This is a genomic window from Enterobacter cloacae complex sp. (assembly GCF_900322725.1).
GTDB classification, from domain to species: Bacteria; Pseudomonadota; Gammaproteobacteria; order Enterobacterales; family Enterobacteriaceae; genus Enterobacter; species Enterobacter quasihormaechei.
Map to the genome: position 1 here is coordinate 1105222 of NZ_LT991957.1, position 16708 is coordinate 1121929.

Genomic DNA, 16708 nt, shown 5'->3' on the forward strand with positions numbered 1-16708 from the left:
CGGCGACCTCAACGCATAATTATGGTAAATTGCACTCCTTTTTGTTCGTTTTATAGTTGATACGTTGCTCTAATGTCGAAAATTTGGTCAAAAGAAGAGACTCTCTGGAGTTTCGCCCTCTACGGCACTGCCGTGGGCGCAGGAACCCTGTTCTTGCCCATTCAGCTCGGCTCTGCTGGCGCGATTGTCCTGCTGATCACCGCCCTTGTGGCGTATCCCTTAACCTACTGGCCGCACAAGGCGCTGGCGCAGTTCATCCTGTCATCGAAAACGAAAGGCAGCGAAGGGATCACCGGTGCCGTAACCCATTATTACGGTAAAAAGATCGGCAACCTGATCACCACGCTCTATTTTGTGGCCTTCTTTGTGGTGGTGCTGATTTACGCGGTGGCGATAACCAACTCGCTCACTGAGCAGCTGGCGAAACGGATGACGGTGGATACCGGCGTGCGGATGCTGGTGAGTTTTGGCGTGGTGCTGATCCTGAACCTCATTTTCCTGATGGGGCGGCACATTACCATTAAGGTAATGGGATTCCTGGTCTTCCCGCTGATTGCCTATTTCCTGTTTGTCTCGCTGTACCTGACGGGCAGCTGGCAGCCGTCGCTGCTGACCAGCCAGATGGCCGTCGATCGGCACACGCTGCATCAGGTGTGGATTTCCATACCGGTGATGGTTTTCGCCTTTAGCCATACCCCGATTATCTCGACGTTTGCCGTAGACCGTCGCGAGAAATACGGTGAAGAGGCCATGGGTAAATGCAAAAAAATCATGAAAGTGGCGTACCTGATCATCTGCCTTAGCGTGCTGTTCTTTGTCTTCAGCTGCCTGCTTTCGATTCCACCGTCCTATATCGTGGCGGCAAAAGAGGAAGGGGTGACAATCCTGTCCGCGCTGTCGATGATGCCTTCGTCCCCGGCATGGCTGGGCATTTCCGGCATTATCGTGGCGATTATTGCGATGTCGAAATCGTTCCTCGGCACCTATTTTGGCGTGATTGAAGGGGCAACGGAGATTGTGAGGTCGTCGCTGAATCAGGTGGGGGTTAAGAAAAGCCGCGCCTTTAACCGCGCTATTTCCATTCTTGGCGTGTCGTTGATTACCTTTGCGGTCTGCTGCATCAATCCGAACGCGATCTCGATGATTTACGCCATCAGCGGTCCGCTTATCGCCATGATCCTGTTCATCATGCCGACGCTGTCGACGTACCTGATCCCGTCGCTAAAACCGTACCGCTCCATCGGCAACCTGCTGACGCTGATTGTTGGCGTGCTGTGCGTGTCGGTGATGTTTGTCGGTTGAATACGCTGCCCGGCGCAATGCCGGGCATCGGTTTTACGCCCGAATATCGTCATACTCCCGCGTGTTATCAAATTCATGCTTCGCAAACGGGCACAGCGGGATAATTTTACGGCTCTCGCCGCGCATCTTCTCCACCACTTTTGCCACCAGCTGCTTACCCACACCCTGCCCTTTCAGGCTCGGATCCACATCGGTGTGCTCGATAATACTCAAATGCTCGCCGGTCGGGACAAAGACGATCTCCGCCACCTGATTGCCTTCGGCGTCGTTGACGTAAAACTTGTTATGGCCTTCAAGAATATCCATGGTTCCTCGCTTATTTTTGGCGGTACTTCAGCGCACCGCTCGGGCAGGTATCAATTACGCGTACGACAGTTTCTGCATCCACTTCATCCGGTGCGATCCACGGTTTACGCTTCAGGTCGAACAGCGCCGCGCTGCCGCGCACGCAGTTGCCCGAGTGTTTGCAGATCCCGGTGTTGAAGTAGACATCGATTTTCTCACCGGTGTAGGCCCGGTATCCCGCATCCAGTAGCTCCTGATCCATGACATTGCCTCTGTAATTATTGTGGTGACAAATGCAGCATACCCTCACCCGTTCCGGCTGACCACGTCAAAAACGACGATCGGACACGTTGTTTTCGACTCGTTATTTCGCTCCTCACTTAAGACTATTCCGAATAAAAAGACGCTGGTCAGCAAGATATATTATTGCGCTACGTCAATTCTTGTAATAATTCTCGCCGCGTTCACATTAAGATAATTAGCTAAGCGGATTCCTAACGACACAAGTTATTTCCCTCTAAGCAATGGATTTACTTCCGATTTTCAAAAGCCATAACGAAGCGGTATTTTCCCCGACCCTCTGGAAATAGTGCAAAACAACCCAGACAGGAAATTTGACTCTTCTCACATAACGACTAATGTTAATTCCTGAACGACAACTGATACGAATTACTTATCGTATCTCCTGACATAAACGCAACATGAGGGTTGATATATGGCAGAGCAACATCGTGGTGGTTCCGGTAATTTCGCTGAAGACCGTGAGAAAGCATCAGAAGCTGGACGTAAAGGCGGCCAGCACAGCGGCGGTAATTTCAAAAACGATCCGCAACGCGCATCTGAAGCGGGTAAGAAAGGGGGACAGAACAGTCACGGCGGAGGCCGTAAATCTGACAACTCCTGATCTTATTTAAAGCTCTTATAAATATACCGAGAGCATGCTGCGGGCCCGTCGGCTCGCAGTACCTTCCCTTTATTTCACTGGAGCGAATATATGAATATGAAAAGTGTTGAAGATGTATTTATACACCTGTTATCCGACACCTACAGCGCTGAGAAGCAGCTGACCCGCGCGCTAAGCAAATTAGCCCGCGCCGCATCCAGCGAGAAGCTGAGCGCCGCGTTCACGGCTCACCTCGAAGAGACGCAGGGACAGATCGAACGTATCGATCAGATTATTGAGCAGGAATCTGGCCTCAAGCTCAAGCGCATGAAATGCGTTGCGATGGAAGGCTTAATTGAAGAAGCCAACGAAGTGATTGAGAGCACAGAGAAAAATGAAGTTCGTGATGCCGCCTTAATTGCCGCTGCGCAGAAAGTCGAGCACTACGAAATTGCCAGCTACGGCACCCTGGCCACCCTGGCAGAACAATTAGGCTATAAAAAAGCCGTTAAACTTCTTGCCGAAACGCTGGAAGAAGAAAAAGAAACCGATCTCAAATTAACCGATCTGGCTGTCGGCAATATTAATCAAAAAGCCCAGAAAGGATAAATACTAATTTGATGAGCATCAGCACCAAAAATTAACCAGAATATAAACTACCAGGAGTTAATTATGAATCATGTAGAACACTACCATGATTGGCTACGCGATGCCCATGCGATGGAAAAGCAAGCCGAATCAATGCTGGAATCAATGGCCAGCCGTATTGATAATTATCCCGACTTACGTGCACGAATTGAACAACACGTTAATGAGACTAAACATCAAATTACCGTGCTGGAAGAAATTCTCGACCGCAACGATATTTCCCGTTCGGTCATCAAAGACTCTATGAGCAAAATGGCGGCACTCGGCCAGTCCATTGGCGGCATGTTCCCTTCCGATGAAATTGTTAAAGGCTCTATCAGCGGCTACGTTTTTGAGCAGTTTGAAATTGCCTGCTACACCTCCCTGCTGGCTGCGGCCAGGAAAGCGGGCGATACCGCCTCCATTCCTGCCATTGAGTCCATTCTGGAAGAAGAGCGCCAGATGGCGGACTGGCTGATTCAACATATCCCTCAGACGACGGAACAGTTCCTGCTGCGTTCCGACGCGGACGGCGTTGAAGCGAAAAAATAACGGAAGAGGGAGAACCTATGTTTCGACACGTAAAACAGCTGCAATACACGGTCCGCGTAGCCGAACCGAATCCGGGCCTGGCCAACCTGCTGCTTGAGCAGTTTGGCGGGCCACAGGGCGAACTTGCCGCGGCATGTCGTTACTTTACGCAGGGACTGAGCGACGACGATCCTGGTCGTAAAGATATGCTGATGGATATCGCGACCGAGGAGTTAAGCCACCTGGAAATTATCGGCACCCTGGTGGGTATGCTGAATAAGGGTGCGAAAGGTGAGCTGGCGGAAGGCGTTGAAAATGAAGCGGAGCTGTACCGGTCCATGACCGAGAACGGCAACGACAGTCATATCACCTCCCTGCTCTACGGTGGCGGCACGCCGCTGACCAACTCCGCGGGCGTGCCCTGGACGGCAGCCTATGTAGATACCATTGGCGAACCCACAGCCGACCTGCGCTCTAACATAGCGGCAGAGGCGCGCGCCAAGATTATCTACGAGCGGTTGATTAACGTAACGGACGATCCGGGTGTTAAAGATGCGCTGGCGTTTCTAATGACGCGTGAGGCAGCGCACCAGCTCTCGTTTGAGAAGGCACTCCAGTCGATCCGTAACAATTTCCCACCGGGTAAACTGCCGCCAATCGAAGAGTACACCAACAAGTACTACAATATGTCTGAGGGGGGAGAAGTTCGCGGCAGCTGGAACAGCGATAAGCACTTCGACTACGTGGAATCTCCTCAGCCAGCGGTCGATGGTGGTGACGGTGGCGCAAGCGTGACGCTCACAACAGAGCAGGCCACGCTGGTCAAAGCGATGTGCGCGCGCACGAAATCCGATCCTGATGCCGATCCGCTTACCGGCGCCGAGCTTGGTGCGGGTAAGAAAAAACCGTAACCGGTTTTGCCAGGCCGCCTGAGGCTGCCTGGCAATACCATGTGCGCTATCAGTTCCAGAGGTACGGAGCATGTTCGAGCTCGATGCGTTTCATCTGGCCAGGATCCAGTTCGCCTTTACCGTCTCTTTTCATATTCTCTTCCCTGCGATCACCATCGGGCTTGCGAGCTATCTGGTGGTACTCGAAGGCATGTGGCTTCGCACAAAAAACGATGTCTGGCGCTCGCTATACCATTTCTGGCTAAAGATTTTCGCCGTCAACTTTGGCATGGGCGTGGTTTCCGGGCTGGTGATGGCTTACCAGTTTGGCACTAACTGGAGCGGCTTTTCCCAGTTCGCGGGCAGCATAACCGGCCCCCTTCTCACCTATGAAGTTTTAACTGCCTTCTTCCTGGAAGCCGGTTTCCTGGGCGTGATGCTGTTCGGCTGGAACAAGGTTGGCCCCGGCCTGCACTTCTTTGCCACCTGCATGGTGGCGCTGGGCACGCTGATGTCCACCTTCTGGATCCTCGCCTCCAACAGCTGGATGCACACCCCGCAGGGCTTCAGTATCCAGAACGGACAGGTTATTCCCGAAGACTGGCTGGCCATCATCTTTAACCCCTCTTTCCCTTACCGCCTGATCCATATGTCCATTGCCGCCTTCCTGTGCAGCGCCTTGTTTGTGGGCGCGTCCGGGGCGTGGCATCTCCTGCGCGGTAACGATACGCCCGCGATCCGCAAGATGTTCTCCATGGCCATGTGGATGGCGCTGCTGGTCGCGCCCATTCAGGCTGTAGTCGGAGATATGCACGGGCTGAATACGCTTGAGCATCAGCCGGCCAAAATCGCCGCGATTGAAGGCCACTGGGAAAATCCGCCGGGCGAGGCCACCCCGCTGCTGCTGTTTGGCGTACCGGATATGGAAGAGGAGCGCACCAAATACGGGCTTGAAATTCCGGCCCTCGGCAGCCTGATCCTGACGCACAGCCTGGATAAACAGGTGCCTGCGCTGAAAGATTTCCCGAAAGAGGACCGTCCGAACTCGCTCATCGTCTTCTGGTCCTTCCGCATTATGGTCGGCATGGGCCTGCTGATGATTACGCTTGGCGTGCTGAGCGTCTGGCTGCGCTATCGCCGTCGGCTTTACCACTCCCGGCCATTCCACTGGTTTGCCCTCTGCATGGGGCCAGCCGGACTGCTCGCGCTGCTCGCCGGATGGGTCACCACCGAGGTGGGCCGTCAGCCGTGGGTCGTCTACGGCTATCTGCGCACGATAGATGCGGTGTCTCTGCACAGCACGTTGCAGATGAGCATCAGCCTGCTGGCCTTTATCGTGGTTTACTGTTCGGTGTTTGGCGTGGGCTATGTGTATCTCGCCCGGTTAATTAAGAAAGGGCCACAGCCTGTCGGCACGCTGACGTCTAACACGTCGGGCACCCCTGCCCGTCCGCTGTCCGCCGCCGAGTCCGTTCCGGAAGAGGAGAAAATCTGATGGGCGTCGATATCCCGGTCATCTGGTTTGCCATTATTGTCTTCGCCACGCTGATGTACATCATCATGGACGGCTTCGATCTCGGTATCGGCATGCTGTTCAGCTTTGTGGGAGATGCCAAAGAGCGCGACGTGATGGTGAACAGCGTCGCCCCGGTCTGGGACGGAAATGAAACCTGGCTGGTTCTCGGCGGCGCGGGGCTGTTCGGCGCGTTCCCGCTGGCATACGCGGTGATTATCGATGCCCTGACCATCCCGCTGACGGCCATGCTGATCGGGCTGATTTTCCGCGGCGTCGCGTTTGAGTTTCGCTTCAAGGCAACCCCTTCCCACCGCAAGTTCTGGGACTACTCCTTTGCTGGCGGCTCCCTGCTCGCTACCTTCAGTCAGGGAATCGTGGTCGGCGCGATGATCAACGGCTTTGACGTCGAAGGGCGACGCTTTGTCGGTTCCTCGCTGGACTGGTTCACGCCGTTTAACCTGTTCTGCGGGCTGGGCTTAATTGTCGCCTATACCCTGCTGGCCACTACGTGGCTAATCATGAAAAGCGAAGGGGCGCTGCAAAACCGAATGCGCGAGCTGACCCGTCACGTGCTGCTGGCGCTGATCGCCGTCATTGCGGTGGTGAGCATCTGGACGCCACTCGGCTGGCAGTTTGTCGCCGAGCGTTGGTTCACTCTGCCCAACTTCTTCTGGTTCCTGCCGGTCCCTGTACTGGTGGCGGTATTCAGCCTGTGGATCTGGCGGCTGACGCGCAATCCCGACAGCCACGCCCGCCCGTTCCTGCTGACGCTGGGCTTAATCTTTCTCGGCTTTAGCGGGCTGGGCATCAGCCTGTGGCCACACATTATTCCGCCGCACATTACCCTGTGGGAAGCCTCCGCGCCGCCTGCCAGCCAGCTGTTTATGCTGATCGGCACGCTGCTCATCGTTCCGGTGATCCTGGTTTACACCGCCTGGAGCTACTACGTCTTCCGGGGCAAAGTGTCTGATACCGAAGGTTATCACTAAGGATTGCTATGGCAGGCTGGCATACACGCGCCATTATTTACCAGATTGATACCGCCCTGTTTTACGATCTTAACGGCGATGGCTGCGGCGACATCGCCGGGATCGCCGCGAAGCTGCGCTACATTCGCCGGATGGGCGCGACGGTTATCTGGATCACCCCGTTTTACCTCACGCCTTTTCTCGATGAAGGCTATGACGTGAGCGACCATTTGCAGGTCGATCCCCGCTTCGGCAAGCTCAACGATATTATCGCCTTCATTGAGCAGGCGCGGGAGCTGGGGATGAAGGTCATTATTGAACTGCTGATCCAGCATACCTCGGATGCGCATCCCTGGTTTCAGCAGGCCCGCCGCAACCCGCAGTCACCCTACCGGGACTATTACCTCTGGTCCGACACGGACGAGGACGATACGCCCCCAATGTTCCCTGGCGTGGAAAAGAGCGTCTGGACATGGGACGACGAGGCGGGGCAATACTACCGGCATATGTTCTATCGCCACGAGCCGGATCTTAATCTGGCTTCCCCTGCGGTGCTGAAGGAAGTTGAGAACATCATCATCTTCTGGCTAAAGCTCGGGGTGTCGGGCTTTCGTCTGGATGCGGCGTCGCACCTGACAAAACAGGCCGGGCGTGGGGATGAAAAACGCGGGCTGTGGATCCTGGAACACCTGCGGCGTCTTATCGAGCAGCGTAACCCGGACGCGATCCTGCTCGGCGAAGTCGACGTGGAGGTCGAAGCCTACAAAGCGTATTTTGGGCAGAACGATCGGCTGAATCTGGTGCTGAATTTCTGGCTCAATAAGTACTTCTACGTCAGCCTTGCGGAGAAAAGCGCGCGACCGCTGCGCAACGCGGTAAAGAAGATGATTGTGCCGCCAGACTCCTGCTGTTTCGCCAACTGGCTGCGCAATCATGATGAGCTGGACCTGGAAGGGATAGGGAAAAAAGCGAAGCAGACCGTCGTTGATGCCTTTGCCCCGGATGAGGAGATGAGCGTGTATCAGCGTGGGATCCGCCGCCGTCTGGCGCCGATGCTTAATGGCGATCGAAAGCGGCTGGCCTTTTGCCATGCGGTCTTATTTTCGCTGCCGGGCGTACCGGTCATGCGCTACGGGGATGAGATTGGCATGGGGGATGATTTGGATCTGGAGGAGCGTTACGCCGTTCGCACTCCGATGCAGTGGGCCGGATCGCAAGGCGGCGGCTTCTCAGATGCCGACCCGGATACCTTTATCGCCCCGATAATCGACCACGGTCCGTACCGCTACCAGAAAATCAACGTGGCGGACTCCCTGTTGCACCGCAGCTCGCTTCTGCACCGCATTATCGACATCGCCAATACGCGCTCCGAGTTTCCTGAAATCGGCGTCGCGCCGTTTCGCCTCATCACTATCGACAGCGATGCGGTGCTGGGGATCTATTACGAAACCGATACGCGCAGCATCCTGACCTTCGTTAACTTCAGCGCTAAGCCCGTTAATTTTACCGCCAGAGGGATCCGACACGCTACCTGGACCGCCTGCCTGGCGGACAAACGCTACGACGACGCGCTGATTTGCGGTAAAACCGTTGAGCTTAACCTCAGCGGCTACGGCTACCGCTGGTTCTGGACCGATCGTACCGCGTTGCGCTGATTAGCGTCTCCGGGAGAGCAGCAGACGAGCCACGATCGCGCCCGTGACGGCAAGCGATCCGAGCAGCACTTTCCCCGGCATGCCGGAGGTGACGCTGGTGGCGCGCTCTTTTGCTTCGTCGGTGAAGTGCCCGTGGATTTTATGCAGATCGTTAACCGGCTGATCTAGATAGTCCTGGCGATCGTCCACATTCAGCGTATCGGTCATCTGTCCTTCCCAGGCTTTTTTGACCATCAGCCGGTCCAGAAAACCGGGGAAAAGGAATTGCCCGACAATTGACTGGATCGTGCTGCTGCCCACCCACAGCTCCCGCACCGGTTTTTGCGCTACCTTGAAAATCGCGCTGGCAGCCACTTCCGGCTGAAACACGGGGGGAACCGGTCGCATAGCCCAGGCAAATTTATTCCTCGCCCACTCGAACTGCGGCGTGTTGAGGCCCGGCATCTGTACCATGGCGATCTGCACCCGGCTGTTTTCATGCATCAGCTCGGTGCGCACGGCGTCGGTAAACCCGCGGATCGCGGCCTTCGCCCCACAGTAGGCTGACTGCAAGGGAATGGAGCGGTAGGCCAGCGCGGAGCCAACCTGAATAATCGTCCCCCGGTCACGAGGCGTCATTAACTCCAGCGCGGCGCGGGTGCCGTTAACATAGCCCAGATAGGTCACCTCGGTGACGCGGCGAAATTCCTCAGGGGACATGGTGCGAAACGGCGCCAGCATCCCGCCCATGGCGTTATTCACCCACACGTCAATGGCCCCTAGCCGGTACTCAATCTCGTTGGCAGCCTCGGTCACCGCCTTGCTGTCCGCCACGTCGGCCTGAACGGCACACGCGTTGATCCCGAAACGGCGTAACTCCTCTTCCGTGGAGCGCAGGCTCTGCTCATCGCGGGCAATAATGCCCACGTCGTAGCCCGCTTTAGCAAAGTGCAGCGCCGTGGCTTTCCCCACGCCCGCCGTACCGCCGGTAATTACGATGACAGCCATAGCCTTTCCCCTTGTTTCAGACGTTATCCCAGCCGGAAAGTATTTCGATCAGTTCAGACAGCGAATAACGCACCGCTTTTTCCACCACATCCTGACATTCCCCGGAGAACAGCACGGTGCGGGTTTCCGTCTGCCCGCAAATATTCCAGCCGAAGCAGACCGTACCGGCTGCGGTGCCATCGTCTCCGCCTTCCGGCCCCGCATAGCCGCTGATGGCAACGCCGATATCCGCCTCGGCAATATCGCGAATTTTCGCAGCCATCTCGGTCACCGTCTGCTCGCTGACGGCGGTGAACCGTTCAATCGTGTCGTGGCTAACGCCCAGGATCCGCTCCTTCGCTTCGTCGCTGAATACCACCATGCCCACGTCATAAAACTCTGCGGTGTTTTCTTCTGCACAGAGCGCCACCGCCAGATTACCGCCGGTACAGGACTCCGCCGTGGTCATACGCAGCCCTCTGTCTGTGAGCGTTGTGGCGAGCTTTTTCGTCAGTTCGCTGATGGTCGTGTTGTTATCGTGAATAAGGTTGCTCATGGATGTGCCCCTTAATTAATTTTCTTCAGGAATAATCGAAATATGGCCGTTACGCTCAAGGATTGCGTACTTAATATCTTTTAAATCCGTTACGCCGTGATTCTGGCGTGCTGAAACCAATATATCATCGCAAGATACATCGACTTTTTTCAGTTTATCCGCAATGGGAACACCATTCTCTACCAATATCACCGGCGTGCCATCAAGAACATTCTCAACGGAGGAGGAATATTTTTTCATCAGGCCAAAAATAATATCCACTACCACCAGCGTTGTTATTGTAATCATCGCCCCGGTAACGGAAAAATCTTCGCCCAGTAGCGCCTGCTGTGTCGCCTCACTGATAATTAAGAGCAAAATAAGGTCAAAGCTGGTCATTTGCAGCAGGGCGCGCCGCCCGGCGACTTTAAACACGATAACCAAGAACAGGTATATTGCCAGGGCACGAAAAACCATGTCCATATTCGACTCCTAGGGGTAAATAAACTGCCAGAAGCGGATCTCTGGCTCGTTGTTTACGCGGATACTGTTTGTCCATTTCCCTGCTTTTGTCGGCGTGATGAACAGCAAGACGGTGAACTTATCGCTCTGTTTTAAGTTATCGTAGACAAGAAACAGGGTATTCCCACGGCTGTACATGCTGTCCGGCTGCGGCCAGACGCTGCCTGGCTCATACACGTCGCTGCTTTCGCTGGTCAGGCTGAGGGTGTATTTGCCCTCAGCTTTTACCGGGAAGGTGAGCGCCATCCGCGATTCGGTTTGGCGGCGGCCGAAGCGCTCATAGCTCAGATTCAGAGATTTTGCTTCGTTTGTTTTCTCCACGTCGCTGAGCGCACCGCTGGAAAACAGGCCGGCGATCGCGGCCACGATAATAGCTAACAGGACAATAAAACCAACCTGACGAAATGCATACTCAAACGTCAGTAAACGATTACTCTCTTTTATCCCGGGCACTTTTTCATTTTCAGGTTCCATGGCTTTCGTCACCGTTTCGCTTAATTGCCGAAATTTATGATTTTTCTACGCAAATGCTTTTAAGACTTATCACATTTGCCACATAAAGGAATAGCAACAATACTTAATAAGTCAAGACATGCAAAATGAAGGATATCAGATGAAATTATCAGCCATTACAGCTTTGTTAATATTAATTATCCCTTCTGCATGGGCAGATAATAACGGCGGGTTACAAAAGGGTGAAGCGCCCCCGCCACCGCATGCGCTGGACAGCGGTTATCGTGGTACTGATGATGCGCGCATTATGACGATAACTCAGGCGAAAGAGATGCATGACGGCGCCTCTATTTCACTGCGCGGCAACCTTATTGACGGGAAGGACGATAAATACGTATTCCAGGATAAAACCGGGAAAATAGATGTTGTTATTCCGAAAGCCGTATTTGATGACAGAACCGTGGAGCCTGACAACATGATCAGTATTAGCGGCTCGCTCGATAAAAAATCATCACCACCCGTCGTGCGGGTCAGCCACCTGCAAAAATAATTCAGCGAAGCGTTAACGCTGTACCTATCCATCAAATCTCACCCCTAACAAGGAGTTAGCTATGAGTGATAATGAACAACGTACGAACGCTTACCCAACGCCCCCTTTCCCGGAACAGCCCCAGACGCCACCGGGCCTGGCCTCTGAAATGGACCCTGTTCCCGATCACGGTGAGACAAGCTACAAAGGGCATGGCCGGCTTACCGGTAAAAAAGCGCTTATCACCGGGGGTGACTCCGGCATCGGGCGCGCGGTAGCCATTGCCTATGCCCGCGAAGGGGCAGACGTGGCGATCAACTACCTGCCGGAAGAGGAAGAAGACGCAGCCGAGGTGATTGCCCTGATTAAAGCCGAAGGGCGCAACGCCGTCGCGCTTCCGGGCGATGTACGGGACGAAAGCTTCTGTCAGAACCTCGTGGAGCAGGCCGTCAGCAAGCTGGGCGGGCTGGATATCCTGGTGAATAACGCTGGCCGCCAGCAGTACCGCGAGTCGCTCGAAGAGCTGACCACGGAAGATTTTGACGCGACCTTTAAAACCAACGTTTACGCGCCTTTCTGGATCACTAAGGCGGCGCTACGCCACCTGAAGGCCCCCGCGTCCATTATCAACACCTCATCCGTACAGGCGGTAAAACCGAGCGCCGTACTGCTTGACTATGCGCAGACCAAAGCCTGTCTCGCGGTGTTCACCAAAGCGCTGGCGAAGCAGCTGGGGCCGAAAGGGATACGCGTTAACGCGGTAGCACCCGGACCTTACTGGACCGTGCTCCAGCCCAGCGGCGGTCAGCCGCAGGAAAAAGTGAAACACTTTGGTGAGAGCACCCCGCTGGGGCGTCCGGGTCAGCCCGTCGAAATCGCGCCGCTGTACGTCACGCTTGCCTCGGATGAGTGTTCATACACATCCGGCCAGGTATGGTGTTCAGACGGCGGGGATGGCGTCATTTAACGATCAAGGCGAAGCCGCCACGCGGCAAATTATTGCATGCGAATGCTAAAAGGCTGCGAAAGCAGCCTTTTTTTACGTTCAAGGGGTAACGAGAGTAAACCAGAAACGGAAGCTTTCCATGCAGCGCAGCATGTCATCCACCTTTGCGGCATTGCCGACGATCGTCACCTCACCTGCCTGTTGCGCCTTTTTCAGCGTGGTTTCTTTAAGAATGATTTTGTTCAGCGTTTCCCGGCTGAGCGTTATGGTCGCATCCGGATCTTCTGCCTGAGCGTTGGCGCTATGGTTTAGCACGCCATTTTCCAGCTCCAGCTTATACCTGCCGCCCTCACGGCCTAAATCAACGTTAAAAATGCCGCTGATATTCGCTGCCCTGACGCCGTTAAGGTGAACGCCGAAATAATCGAAAATCATCTCCGTCGACATGGCGCGGACCGCATCCGGGCTGGCGGTTTTGGGCGTCGGCATTTTCTTCACGCCGTGGCGCAGCTCCTGCGCGCCGGTGAGGTAGGCGTTACGCCACGGCCCTGACTCGGCCTGGTATCCCAGCTGTTCAAGCGCGTCGGCTTCCAGTTCGCGCGCCGCTTTATTATTGGGATCGGCGAAGACGACTTTACTGACCACCTGTGCCACCCATCGGTAATTCCCCCTGGCGTAATCAATACGGGCTTTTTCAAGGATCGCGCTGGCTCCCCCCATGTAATCGACATACTTTTTCGCCGCCTCGACCGGCGGCAGTTCATCGAGCGTCGCCGGATTGCCGTCGAACCAGCCAAGATAGTAGACATAGGTGGCTTTGACATTGTTGCTTACCGAGCCGTAGTAGCCGCGGCCTGCCCAGGATTTTGCCAGCCCGTAAGGCAGGGCGAAATTAGCGGCTATTTCATCCCGCGTCAGCCCTTTATTCGCCAGCCTTAGCGTCTGGTCGTTAATATAGCGGTAGATATCACGCTGGCTCTTCATCAGCTTCACCACTTTTTTGTTACCCCACGTGGGCCAGTGGTGCTGCGCGATGATGATTTCCGCTTTATCACCCCAACGATCGATGGCGTTATTGATGTACTTTGACCATGCCAGCGGATCGTGTATTTTCGCCCCGCGCAGCGAGTAAGTATTGTGCAACGTGTGGGTGACGTTCTCTGCGGCTTCAATCAGCTTTTTCTCTTCTATATACCAGAGCATTTCCGCAGGCGCTTCCGAGCCCGGGGCCAGCATAAAGTCATAGGTGAGACCGTCGATAACCTCTTTCTGCCCGTCTTCGACAATAGTGCGAGTGGGCGCGATGAGCGTCACCGTGCCTGCTGAGGTGGTGGTCCCCAGACCCGCCCCCACCTGCCCCTTCACGCCGGGCTTCAGCAGGTTTCCGTGGATATAGCTGGCACGCCGGCTCATGGCATTCCCGGCCATGATATTTTCCGATACCGCCTCTTCCATAAAACCGGCTGGGGCATAGATTTTCACCTTGCCGGACGTCACCTCGGCTTCATCCACTACGCCACGCACACCGCCATAGTGATCGACGTGGCTATGGGTATAAATAACGGCAACAACCGGACGTTTGCCGCGATTATTGGCGTAAAGATCCATGCCCGCTTTGGCAGTTTCAGCAGACACCAGCGGATCGATAACCGTGATCCCCTCTTTACCCTCTACGATCGTCATATTCGACAGATCGAGGTTGCGGATCTGGTAGACGCCTTCTGTGACCTCAAACAGACCACCGATATTATTCAGCTGCGCCTGACGCCACAGGCTCGGGTTGACGGTATCAGGTGCTTTTTGCCCTTCTTTGATAAAAGCAGATTGCCGGGGATTCCAGATAACGGCGCCTTTTTCATCTTTAATCACCGCAGGCGGCAGCGGGGCGATAAAGCCTTTATGCGCATTGCGGAAATCGGTTTTATTAAAGAAGGGCAACTGACCATAAAGTGCATCATTCATTTCCTTCGTACGGGCAGTAGCCTCCTTTACGTCCTTCTGTGCCAGGACAGGCAATGAGATCAACGAGGCCAGGAGCAGACCAGCAACGGCCATCGCACTAACGAGAGTTTTAAATTTCATACTTCCTCGAGGAGACATATTCACGCTGGCGGTACAGGGGGGAAAGGAGGCTATCACCGGAGTTTTCTTTTACCTAAGGAAATAACGTTTATAAATAAACAAGGTTAACCTTTCGTCGCTGTGGCCTTCAGGGATAATGCTGAGTCCCATTATTTTTCCGGAGTGATTCGATGAAGAGCCTGCCGTTCTTTTTCGCTGTCTTAAGCCTGAGCACATTAACAGCATGTCGTTCTTCCCCACCCGATAACGTTGAAAAGATTAATCATCTGCAAATTCCGCTGGTATTGCCGGGAGAGAAACCGCCGCAGGCACAGATTTCTCATATCGCGTCTCTTTATCAGGAAAATAAACAGCAGATTGATAACTTAACGCGCAGCGTAAAATCGCAGTATCTTCAGGGCACAACCGCAAAAGAAATTTTTGTTTCTGACAGTGCGGTTCAACGCGTCTATGCCTCGTTGACCAAACTGGAACAATTAGATATGGTTAATCAGCAGTACCTGAAAGATAAAAACTTAACGGGCCTGCAAAATATTCACCTCATTCTTGAACCGTTATTATCCAGCTGAATGCAAAAAAACCGGCTACACGGTAGCCGGGTTTTTATTATGAGTAATGTCACGGGCATCAGTCGTACTGACCGAAGCGATAGCTAAGCCCTGCGGTGACGGAACTCAGGTCGCTGCTCACACCGATCTGGTTAACATTTCCCACGTTGCTTACCCACTGGTACTCCAGACGACCCGCCCAGTTTTTGTTGAAGGCGTATTCAGTACCTACGGCTGCAAGCGGGCGCACGCCGGTTTCAAAGCGATTGTGACCACTTACATCGGATTCAGCGCGATAGCCCATCGCACCGGCACGGCCATAAATATCCCAGTCATTGGTCAGGGCGTAACTCGCCTTCAGAGACATTTGCAGGCCCTGAGTCTTCATTTGCGCCCCTGCGCTATGTTGACCCTTGATCTGCATATTTCCTAAATAGTCATAACCGCCTTCTACCGCAAGCCATGGGGTAATCTGATACCCCGTATAAACACCTCCGCCGACATTATCATGGTCAAAATCGAAGTGGTCGGAATTATTGTTATCAAATGCTTTTGAACCCGTACTGGTATCAAAATAGTGAGACCAGCCGAATTTTGCTCCGCCGTACCAGGTGCCCGCATCCGCGGCGGCTAACGCTGAAGTGGCGGTAAACGCATTTACCATAATCAATGCGATAACTGTCTTTTTCATAAATATACCGTTTACGTGATAAAATAAAATTTAGAAAGCAAACGATATAGAAAATGAACAGCCTCGTTAATTCTATTTCTGTTTAATTTTAAACTTTCGCTAGAATGATTCAGGTAAATGCCTGACTTCCAGCAGATATCCACCGCGCCTGAAGGAGATATATTCTCCCTGCTTAAGGGCGGATAATACATTGAGTATACTGCTGCGAGAGAGCAGCGTTCGATCCTGAATATATTCCAGAATCGTGGTTCGTAAACGCGTCTCTTCAGGTAATAAAATCATTTCCTGAAGGTGGTTACGAATAACCGAATAGGTACGCTGCTGTAGTACCTGCGCATCACGGAATATCAAATAGGCCGTGTGGTATGAGAGCAGCGCCGCAACATCCTCCCAGACGCCCTCGGCACGAAACAACGCTGCCGCCTTGTCCGCATCGAGACGTAAAATGGTCGACGTCCTCTCGGCCCGCAGAAAATGCCCCTGGGTAGGCTGGATCATCTCTGCGATACCAAACAAATGCGGCTCGTAAACGGTTACTACCACCAGTCCATCCGAGGCCCGCAGCAGGGACAACTCCCCTTCCAGAAAGAGATACATCTGCTGCTTCCCTTTCCGTAACCACGTGAGTCGCTTGCGCGGGACAACCTGCACTTTCTCCGCTATCGGCTCAAGGATAGCGGTCAGTCGTTCGATGGATTTTTCGGGTCGAACAGGCGGTAAAATATGCATGGTACAACCTTCTGACAGTGAATATCTGCGAGTATAGACCATATATTTTA

At 53.9% G+C, this 16708-nt stretch carries 20 protein-coding genes; 11 read left to right on the forward strand and 9 right to left on the reverse strand.

Annotation, left to right across the window (positions count from 1 at the left end; all coding sequences use genetic code 11):
• Positions 1-72: 72 nt before the first annotated feature.
• Positions 73-1302 carry an amino acid permease gene (locus tag DBR02_RS05595; RefSeq protein ID WP_107533668.1) on the forward strand — a complete coding sequence of 410 codons (1230 nt, stop codon included), beginning with the start codon at positions 73-75 and terminating at the stop codon, positions 1300-1302.
• A gap of 33 nt (positions 1303-1335) precedes the next feature.
• Here the strand turns inward: DBR02_RS05595 and DBR02_RS05600 are convergent, their stop codons facing one another.
• Both DBR02_RS05600 and yjdI read right to left on the reverse strand, forming a co-directional pair.
• Entirely contained in the window at positions 1336-1608 is a 273-nt protein-coding gene (locus DBR02_RS05600) for a GNAT family N-acetyltransferase (protein WP_063451963.1), read from the reverse strand.
• 10 nt (positions 1609-1618) lie between these two features.
• Positions 1619-1849: a 4Fe-4S mono-cluster protein YjdI gene (yjdI, locus tag DBR02_RS05605; RefSeq protein ID WP_003862849.1), complete on the reverse strand. Its 231-nt coding sequence runs from the start codon at positions 1847-1849 to the stop codon at positions 1619-1621.
• A 453-nt stretch (positions 1850-2302) separates the two neighbouring features.
• On the opposite strand from yjdI, the gene DBR02_RS05610 reads away from it, so the two are divergent.
• The 7 genes from DBR02_RS05610 to DBR02_RS05640 all read left to right on the forward strand — a co-directional run bounded on the left by DBR02_RS05610 (position 2303) and on the right by DBR02_RS05640 (position 8657).
• Positions 2303-2491, forward strand: coding sequence for a general stress protein (locus tag DBR02_RS05610; protein WP_022651794.1), 189 nt, complete (start codon positions 2303-2305; stop codon positions 2489-2491).
• Between the two features lie 90 nt (positions 2492-2581).
• Positions 2582-3079, forward strand: a complete 498-nt coding sequence (locus tag DBR02_RS05615; RefSeq protein ID WP_063451964.1) for a YciE/YciF ferroxidase family protein — start codon at positions 2582-2584, stop codon at positions 3077-3079.
• 63 nt (positions 3080-3142) lie between these two features.
• A complete protein-coding gene (locus DBR02_RS05620; protein ID WP_107533669.1) occupies positions 3143-3649 on the forward strand; it encodes a ferritin-like domain-containing protein in 507 nt (168 codons plus the stop codon).
• Between the two features lie 17 nt (positions 3650-3666).
• Positions 3667-4539: a manganese catalase family protein gene (locus DBR02_RS05625; protein ID WP_063869221.1), complete on the forward strand. Its 873-nt coding sequence runs from the start codon at positions 3667-3669 to the stop codon at positions 4537-4539.
• A gap of 70 nt (positions 4540-4609) precedes the next feature.
• The gene (locus DBR02_RS05630) at positions 4610-6013 is read left to right on the forward strand and encodes a cytochrome ubiquinol oxidase subunit I (protein ID WP_003862857.1); all 1404 of its coding nucleotides are present in this window, start codon (positions 4610-4612) and stop codon (positions 6011-6013) included.
• Positions 6013-7023, forward strand: a complete 1011-nt coding sequence (cydB, locus tag DBR02_RS05635) for a cytochrome d ubiquinol oxidase subunit II (RefSeq protein ID WP_063451967.1) — start codon at positions 6013-6015, stop codon at positions 7021-7023. Before DBR02_RS05630 ends, cydB begins: the two co-directional genes overlap by 1 nt.
• An 8-nt stretch (positions 7024-7031) precedes the next feature.
• On the forward strand, positions 7032-8657 hold the full coding sequence (locus tag DBR02_RS05640; protein WP_107533670.1) for an alpha-amylase family protein: 1626 nt from the start codon (positions 7032-7034) through the stop codon (positions 8655-8657).
• Here DBR02_RS05640 and DBR02_RS05645 read toward each other — a convergent pair whose 3' ends face one another.
• Genes DBR02_RS05645 through DBR02_RS05660 form a run of 4 tightly spaced genes read right to left on the reverse strand, consistent with a single transcriptional unit; the run spans position 8658 to position 11154 of the window.
• Positions 8658-9644 (reverse strand): SDR family oxidoreductase, encoded by a 987-nt coding sequence (locus tag DBR02_RS05645; protein WP_107533671.1) that lies wholly within the window; start codon positions 9642-9644, stop codon positions 8658-8660.
• Between the two features lie 16 nt (positions 9645-9660).
• On the reverse strand, positions 9661-10179 hold the full coding sequence (locus tag DBR02_RS05650; protein WP_107533672.1) for a 2-oxo-tetronate isomerase: 519 nt from the start codon (positions 10177-10179) through the stop codon (positions 9661-9663).
• A 15-nt stretch (positions 10180-10194) separates the two neighbouring features.
• Positions 10195-10641: a DUF421 domain-containing protein gene (locus DBR02_RS05655; protein ID WP_107533673.1), complete on the reverse strand. Its 447-nt coding sequence runs from the start codon at positions 10639-10641 to the stop codon at positions 10195-10197.
• Positions 10642-10650: 9 nt separating this feature from the next.
• Entirely contained in the window at positions 10651-11154 is a 504-nt protein-coding gene (locus DBR02_RS05660) for a hypothetical protein (protein WP_063869214.1), read from the reverse strand.
• A gap of 139 nt (positions 11155-11293) precedes the next feature.
• On the opposite strand from DBR02_RS05660, the gene DBR02_RS05665 reads away from it, so the two are divergent.
• On the forward strand, positions 11294-11683 hold the full coding sequence (locus tag DBR02_RS05665; RefSeq protein WP_063869470.1) for a YdeI family stress tolerance OB fold protein: 390 nt from the start codon (positions 11294-11296) through the stop codon (positions 11681-11683).
• A gap of 61 nt (positions 11684-11744) precedes the next feature.
• Positions 11745-12629, forward strand: coding sequence for an SDR family oxidoreductase (locus DBR02_RS05670; protein ID WP_107533674.1), 885 nt, complete (start codon positions 11745-11747; stop codon positions 12627-12629).
• A gap of 78 nt (positions 12630-12707) precedes the next feature.
• Here the strand turns inward: DBR02_RS05670 and DBR02_RS05675 are convergent, their stop codons facing one another.
• Entirely contained in the window at positions 12708-14690 is a 1983-nt protein-coding gene (locus DBR02_RS05675) for an alkyl/aryl-sulfatase (protein ID WP_107533675.1), read from the reverse strand.
• A gap of 170 nt (positions 14691-14860) precedes the next feature.
• On the opposite strand from DBR02_RS05675, the gene DBR02_RS05680 reads away from it, so the two are divergent.
• Positions 14861-15259 carry a hypothetical protein gene (locus tag DBR02_RS05680; protein ID WP_063867929.1) on the forward strand — a complete coding sequence of 133 codons (399 nt, stop codon included), beginning with the start codon at positions 14861-14863 and terminating at the stop codon, positions 15257-15259.
• A 58-nt stretch (positions 15260-15317) separates the two neighbouring features.
• Here the strand turns inward: DBR02_RS05680 and DBR02_RS05685 are convergent, their stop codons facing one another.
• Together DBR02_RS05685 and DBR02_RS05690 are read right to left on the reverse strand one after the other, a co-directional pair.
• Positions 15318-15929: an outer membrane beta-barrel protein gene (locus DBR02_RS05685; protein ID WP_107533676.1), complete on the reverse strand. Its 612-nt coding sequence runs from the start codon at positions 15927-15929 to the stop codon at positions 15318-15320.
• 99 nt (positions 15930-16028) lie between these two features.
• Complete coding sequence (locus DBR02_RS05690) at positions 16029-16658, reverse strand: winged helix-turn-helix transcriptional regulator (protein ID WP_107533677.1); 630 nt, start codon at positions 16656-16658, stop codon at positions 16029-16031.
• Positions 16659-16708 lie beyond the last annotated feature (50 nt).

Excerpts from the sequence above, each read along its gene's own strand:
- DBR02_RS05595 (WP_107533668.1), top strand. The coding sequence starts at position 73 with ATGTCGAAAATTTGGTCAAAAGAAGAGACTCTCTGGAGTTTCGCCCTC.
- DBR02_RS05600 (WP_063451963.1), bottom strand. The coding sequence starts at position 1,608 with ATGGATATTCTTGAAGGCCATAACAAGTTTTACGTCAACGACGCCGAA.
- yjdI (WP_003862849.1), bottom strand. The coding sequence starts at position 1,849 with ATGGATCAGGAGCTACTGGATGCGGGATACCGGGCCTACACCGGTGAG.
- DBR02_RS05610 (WP_022651794.1), top strand. The coding sequence starts at position 2,303 with ATGGCAGAGCAACATCGTGGTGGTTCCGGTAATTTCGCTGAAGACCGT.
- DBR02_RS05615 (WP_063451964.1), top strand. The coding sequence starts at position 2,582 with ATGAATATGAAAAGTGTTGAAGATGTATTTATACACCTGTTATCCGAC.
- DBR02_RS05620 (WP_107533669.1), top strand. The coding sequence starts at position 3,143 with ATGAATCATGTAGAACACTACCATGATTGGCTACGCGATGCCCATGCG.
- DBR02_RS05625 (WP_063869221.1), top strand. The coding sequence starts at position 3,667 with ATGTTTCGACACGTAAAACAGCTGCAATACACGGTCCGCGTAGCCGAA.
- DBR02_RS05630 (WP_003862857.1), top strand. The coding sequence starts at position 4,610 with ATGTTCGAGCTCGATGCGTTTCATCTGGCCAGGATCCAGTTCGCCTTT.
- cydB (WP_063451967.1), top strand. The coding sequence starts at position 6,013 with ATGGGCGTCGATATCCCGGTCATCTGGTTTGCCATTATTGTCTTCGCC.
- DBR02_RS05640 (WP_107533670.1), top strand. The coding sequence starts at position 7,032 with ATGGCAGGCTGGCATACACGCGCCATTATTTACCAGATTGATACCGCC.
- DBR02_RS05645 (WP_107533671.1), bottom strand. The coding sequence starts at position 9,644 with ATGGCTGTCATCGTAATTACCGGCGGTACGGCGGGCGTGGGGAAAGCC.
- DBR02_RS05650 (WP_107533672.1), bottom strand. The coding sequence starts at position 10,179 with ATGAGCAACCTTATTCACGATAACAACACGACCATCAGCGAACTGACG.
- DBR02_RS05655 (WP_107533673.1), bottom strand. The coding sequence starts at position 10,641 with ATGGACATGGTTTTTCGTGCCCTGGCAATATACCTGTTCTTGGTTATC.
- DBR02_RS05660 (WP_063869214.1), bottom strand. The coding sequence starts at position 11,154 with ATGGAACCTGAAAATGAAAAAGTGCCCGGGATAAAAGAGAGTAATCGT.
- DBR02_RS05665 (WP_063869470.1), top strand. The coding sequence starts at position 11,294 with ATGAAATTATCAGCCATTACAGCTTTGTTAATATTAATTATCCCTTCT.
- DBR02_RS05670 (WP_107533674.1), top strand. The coding sequence starts at position 11,745 with ATGAGTGATAATGAACAACGTACGAACGCTTACCCAACGCCCCCTTTC.
- DBR02_RS05675 (WP_107533675.1), bottom strand. The coding sequence starts at position 14,690 with ATGAAATTTAAAACTCTCGTTAGTGCGATGGCCGTTGCTGGTCTGCTC.
- DBR02_RS05680 (WP_063867929.1), top strand. The coding sequence starts at position 14,861 with ATGAAGAGCCTGCCGTTCTTTTTCGCTGTCTTAAGCCTGAGCACATTA.
- DBR02_RS05685 (WP_107533676.1), bottom strand. The coding sequence starts at position 15,929 with ATGAAAAAGACAGTTATCGCATTGATTATGGTAAATGCGTTTACCGCC.
- DBR02_RS05690 (WP_107533677.1), bottom strand. The coding sequence starts at position 16,658 with ATGCATATTTTACCGCCTGTTCGACCCGAAAAATCCATCGAACGACTG.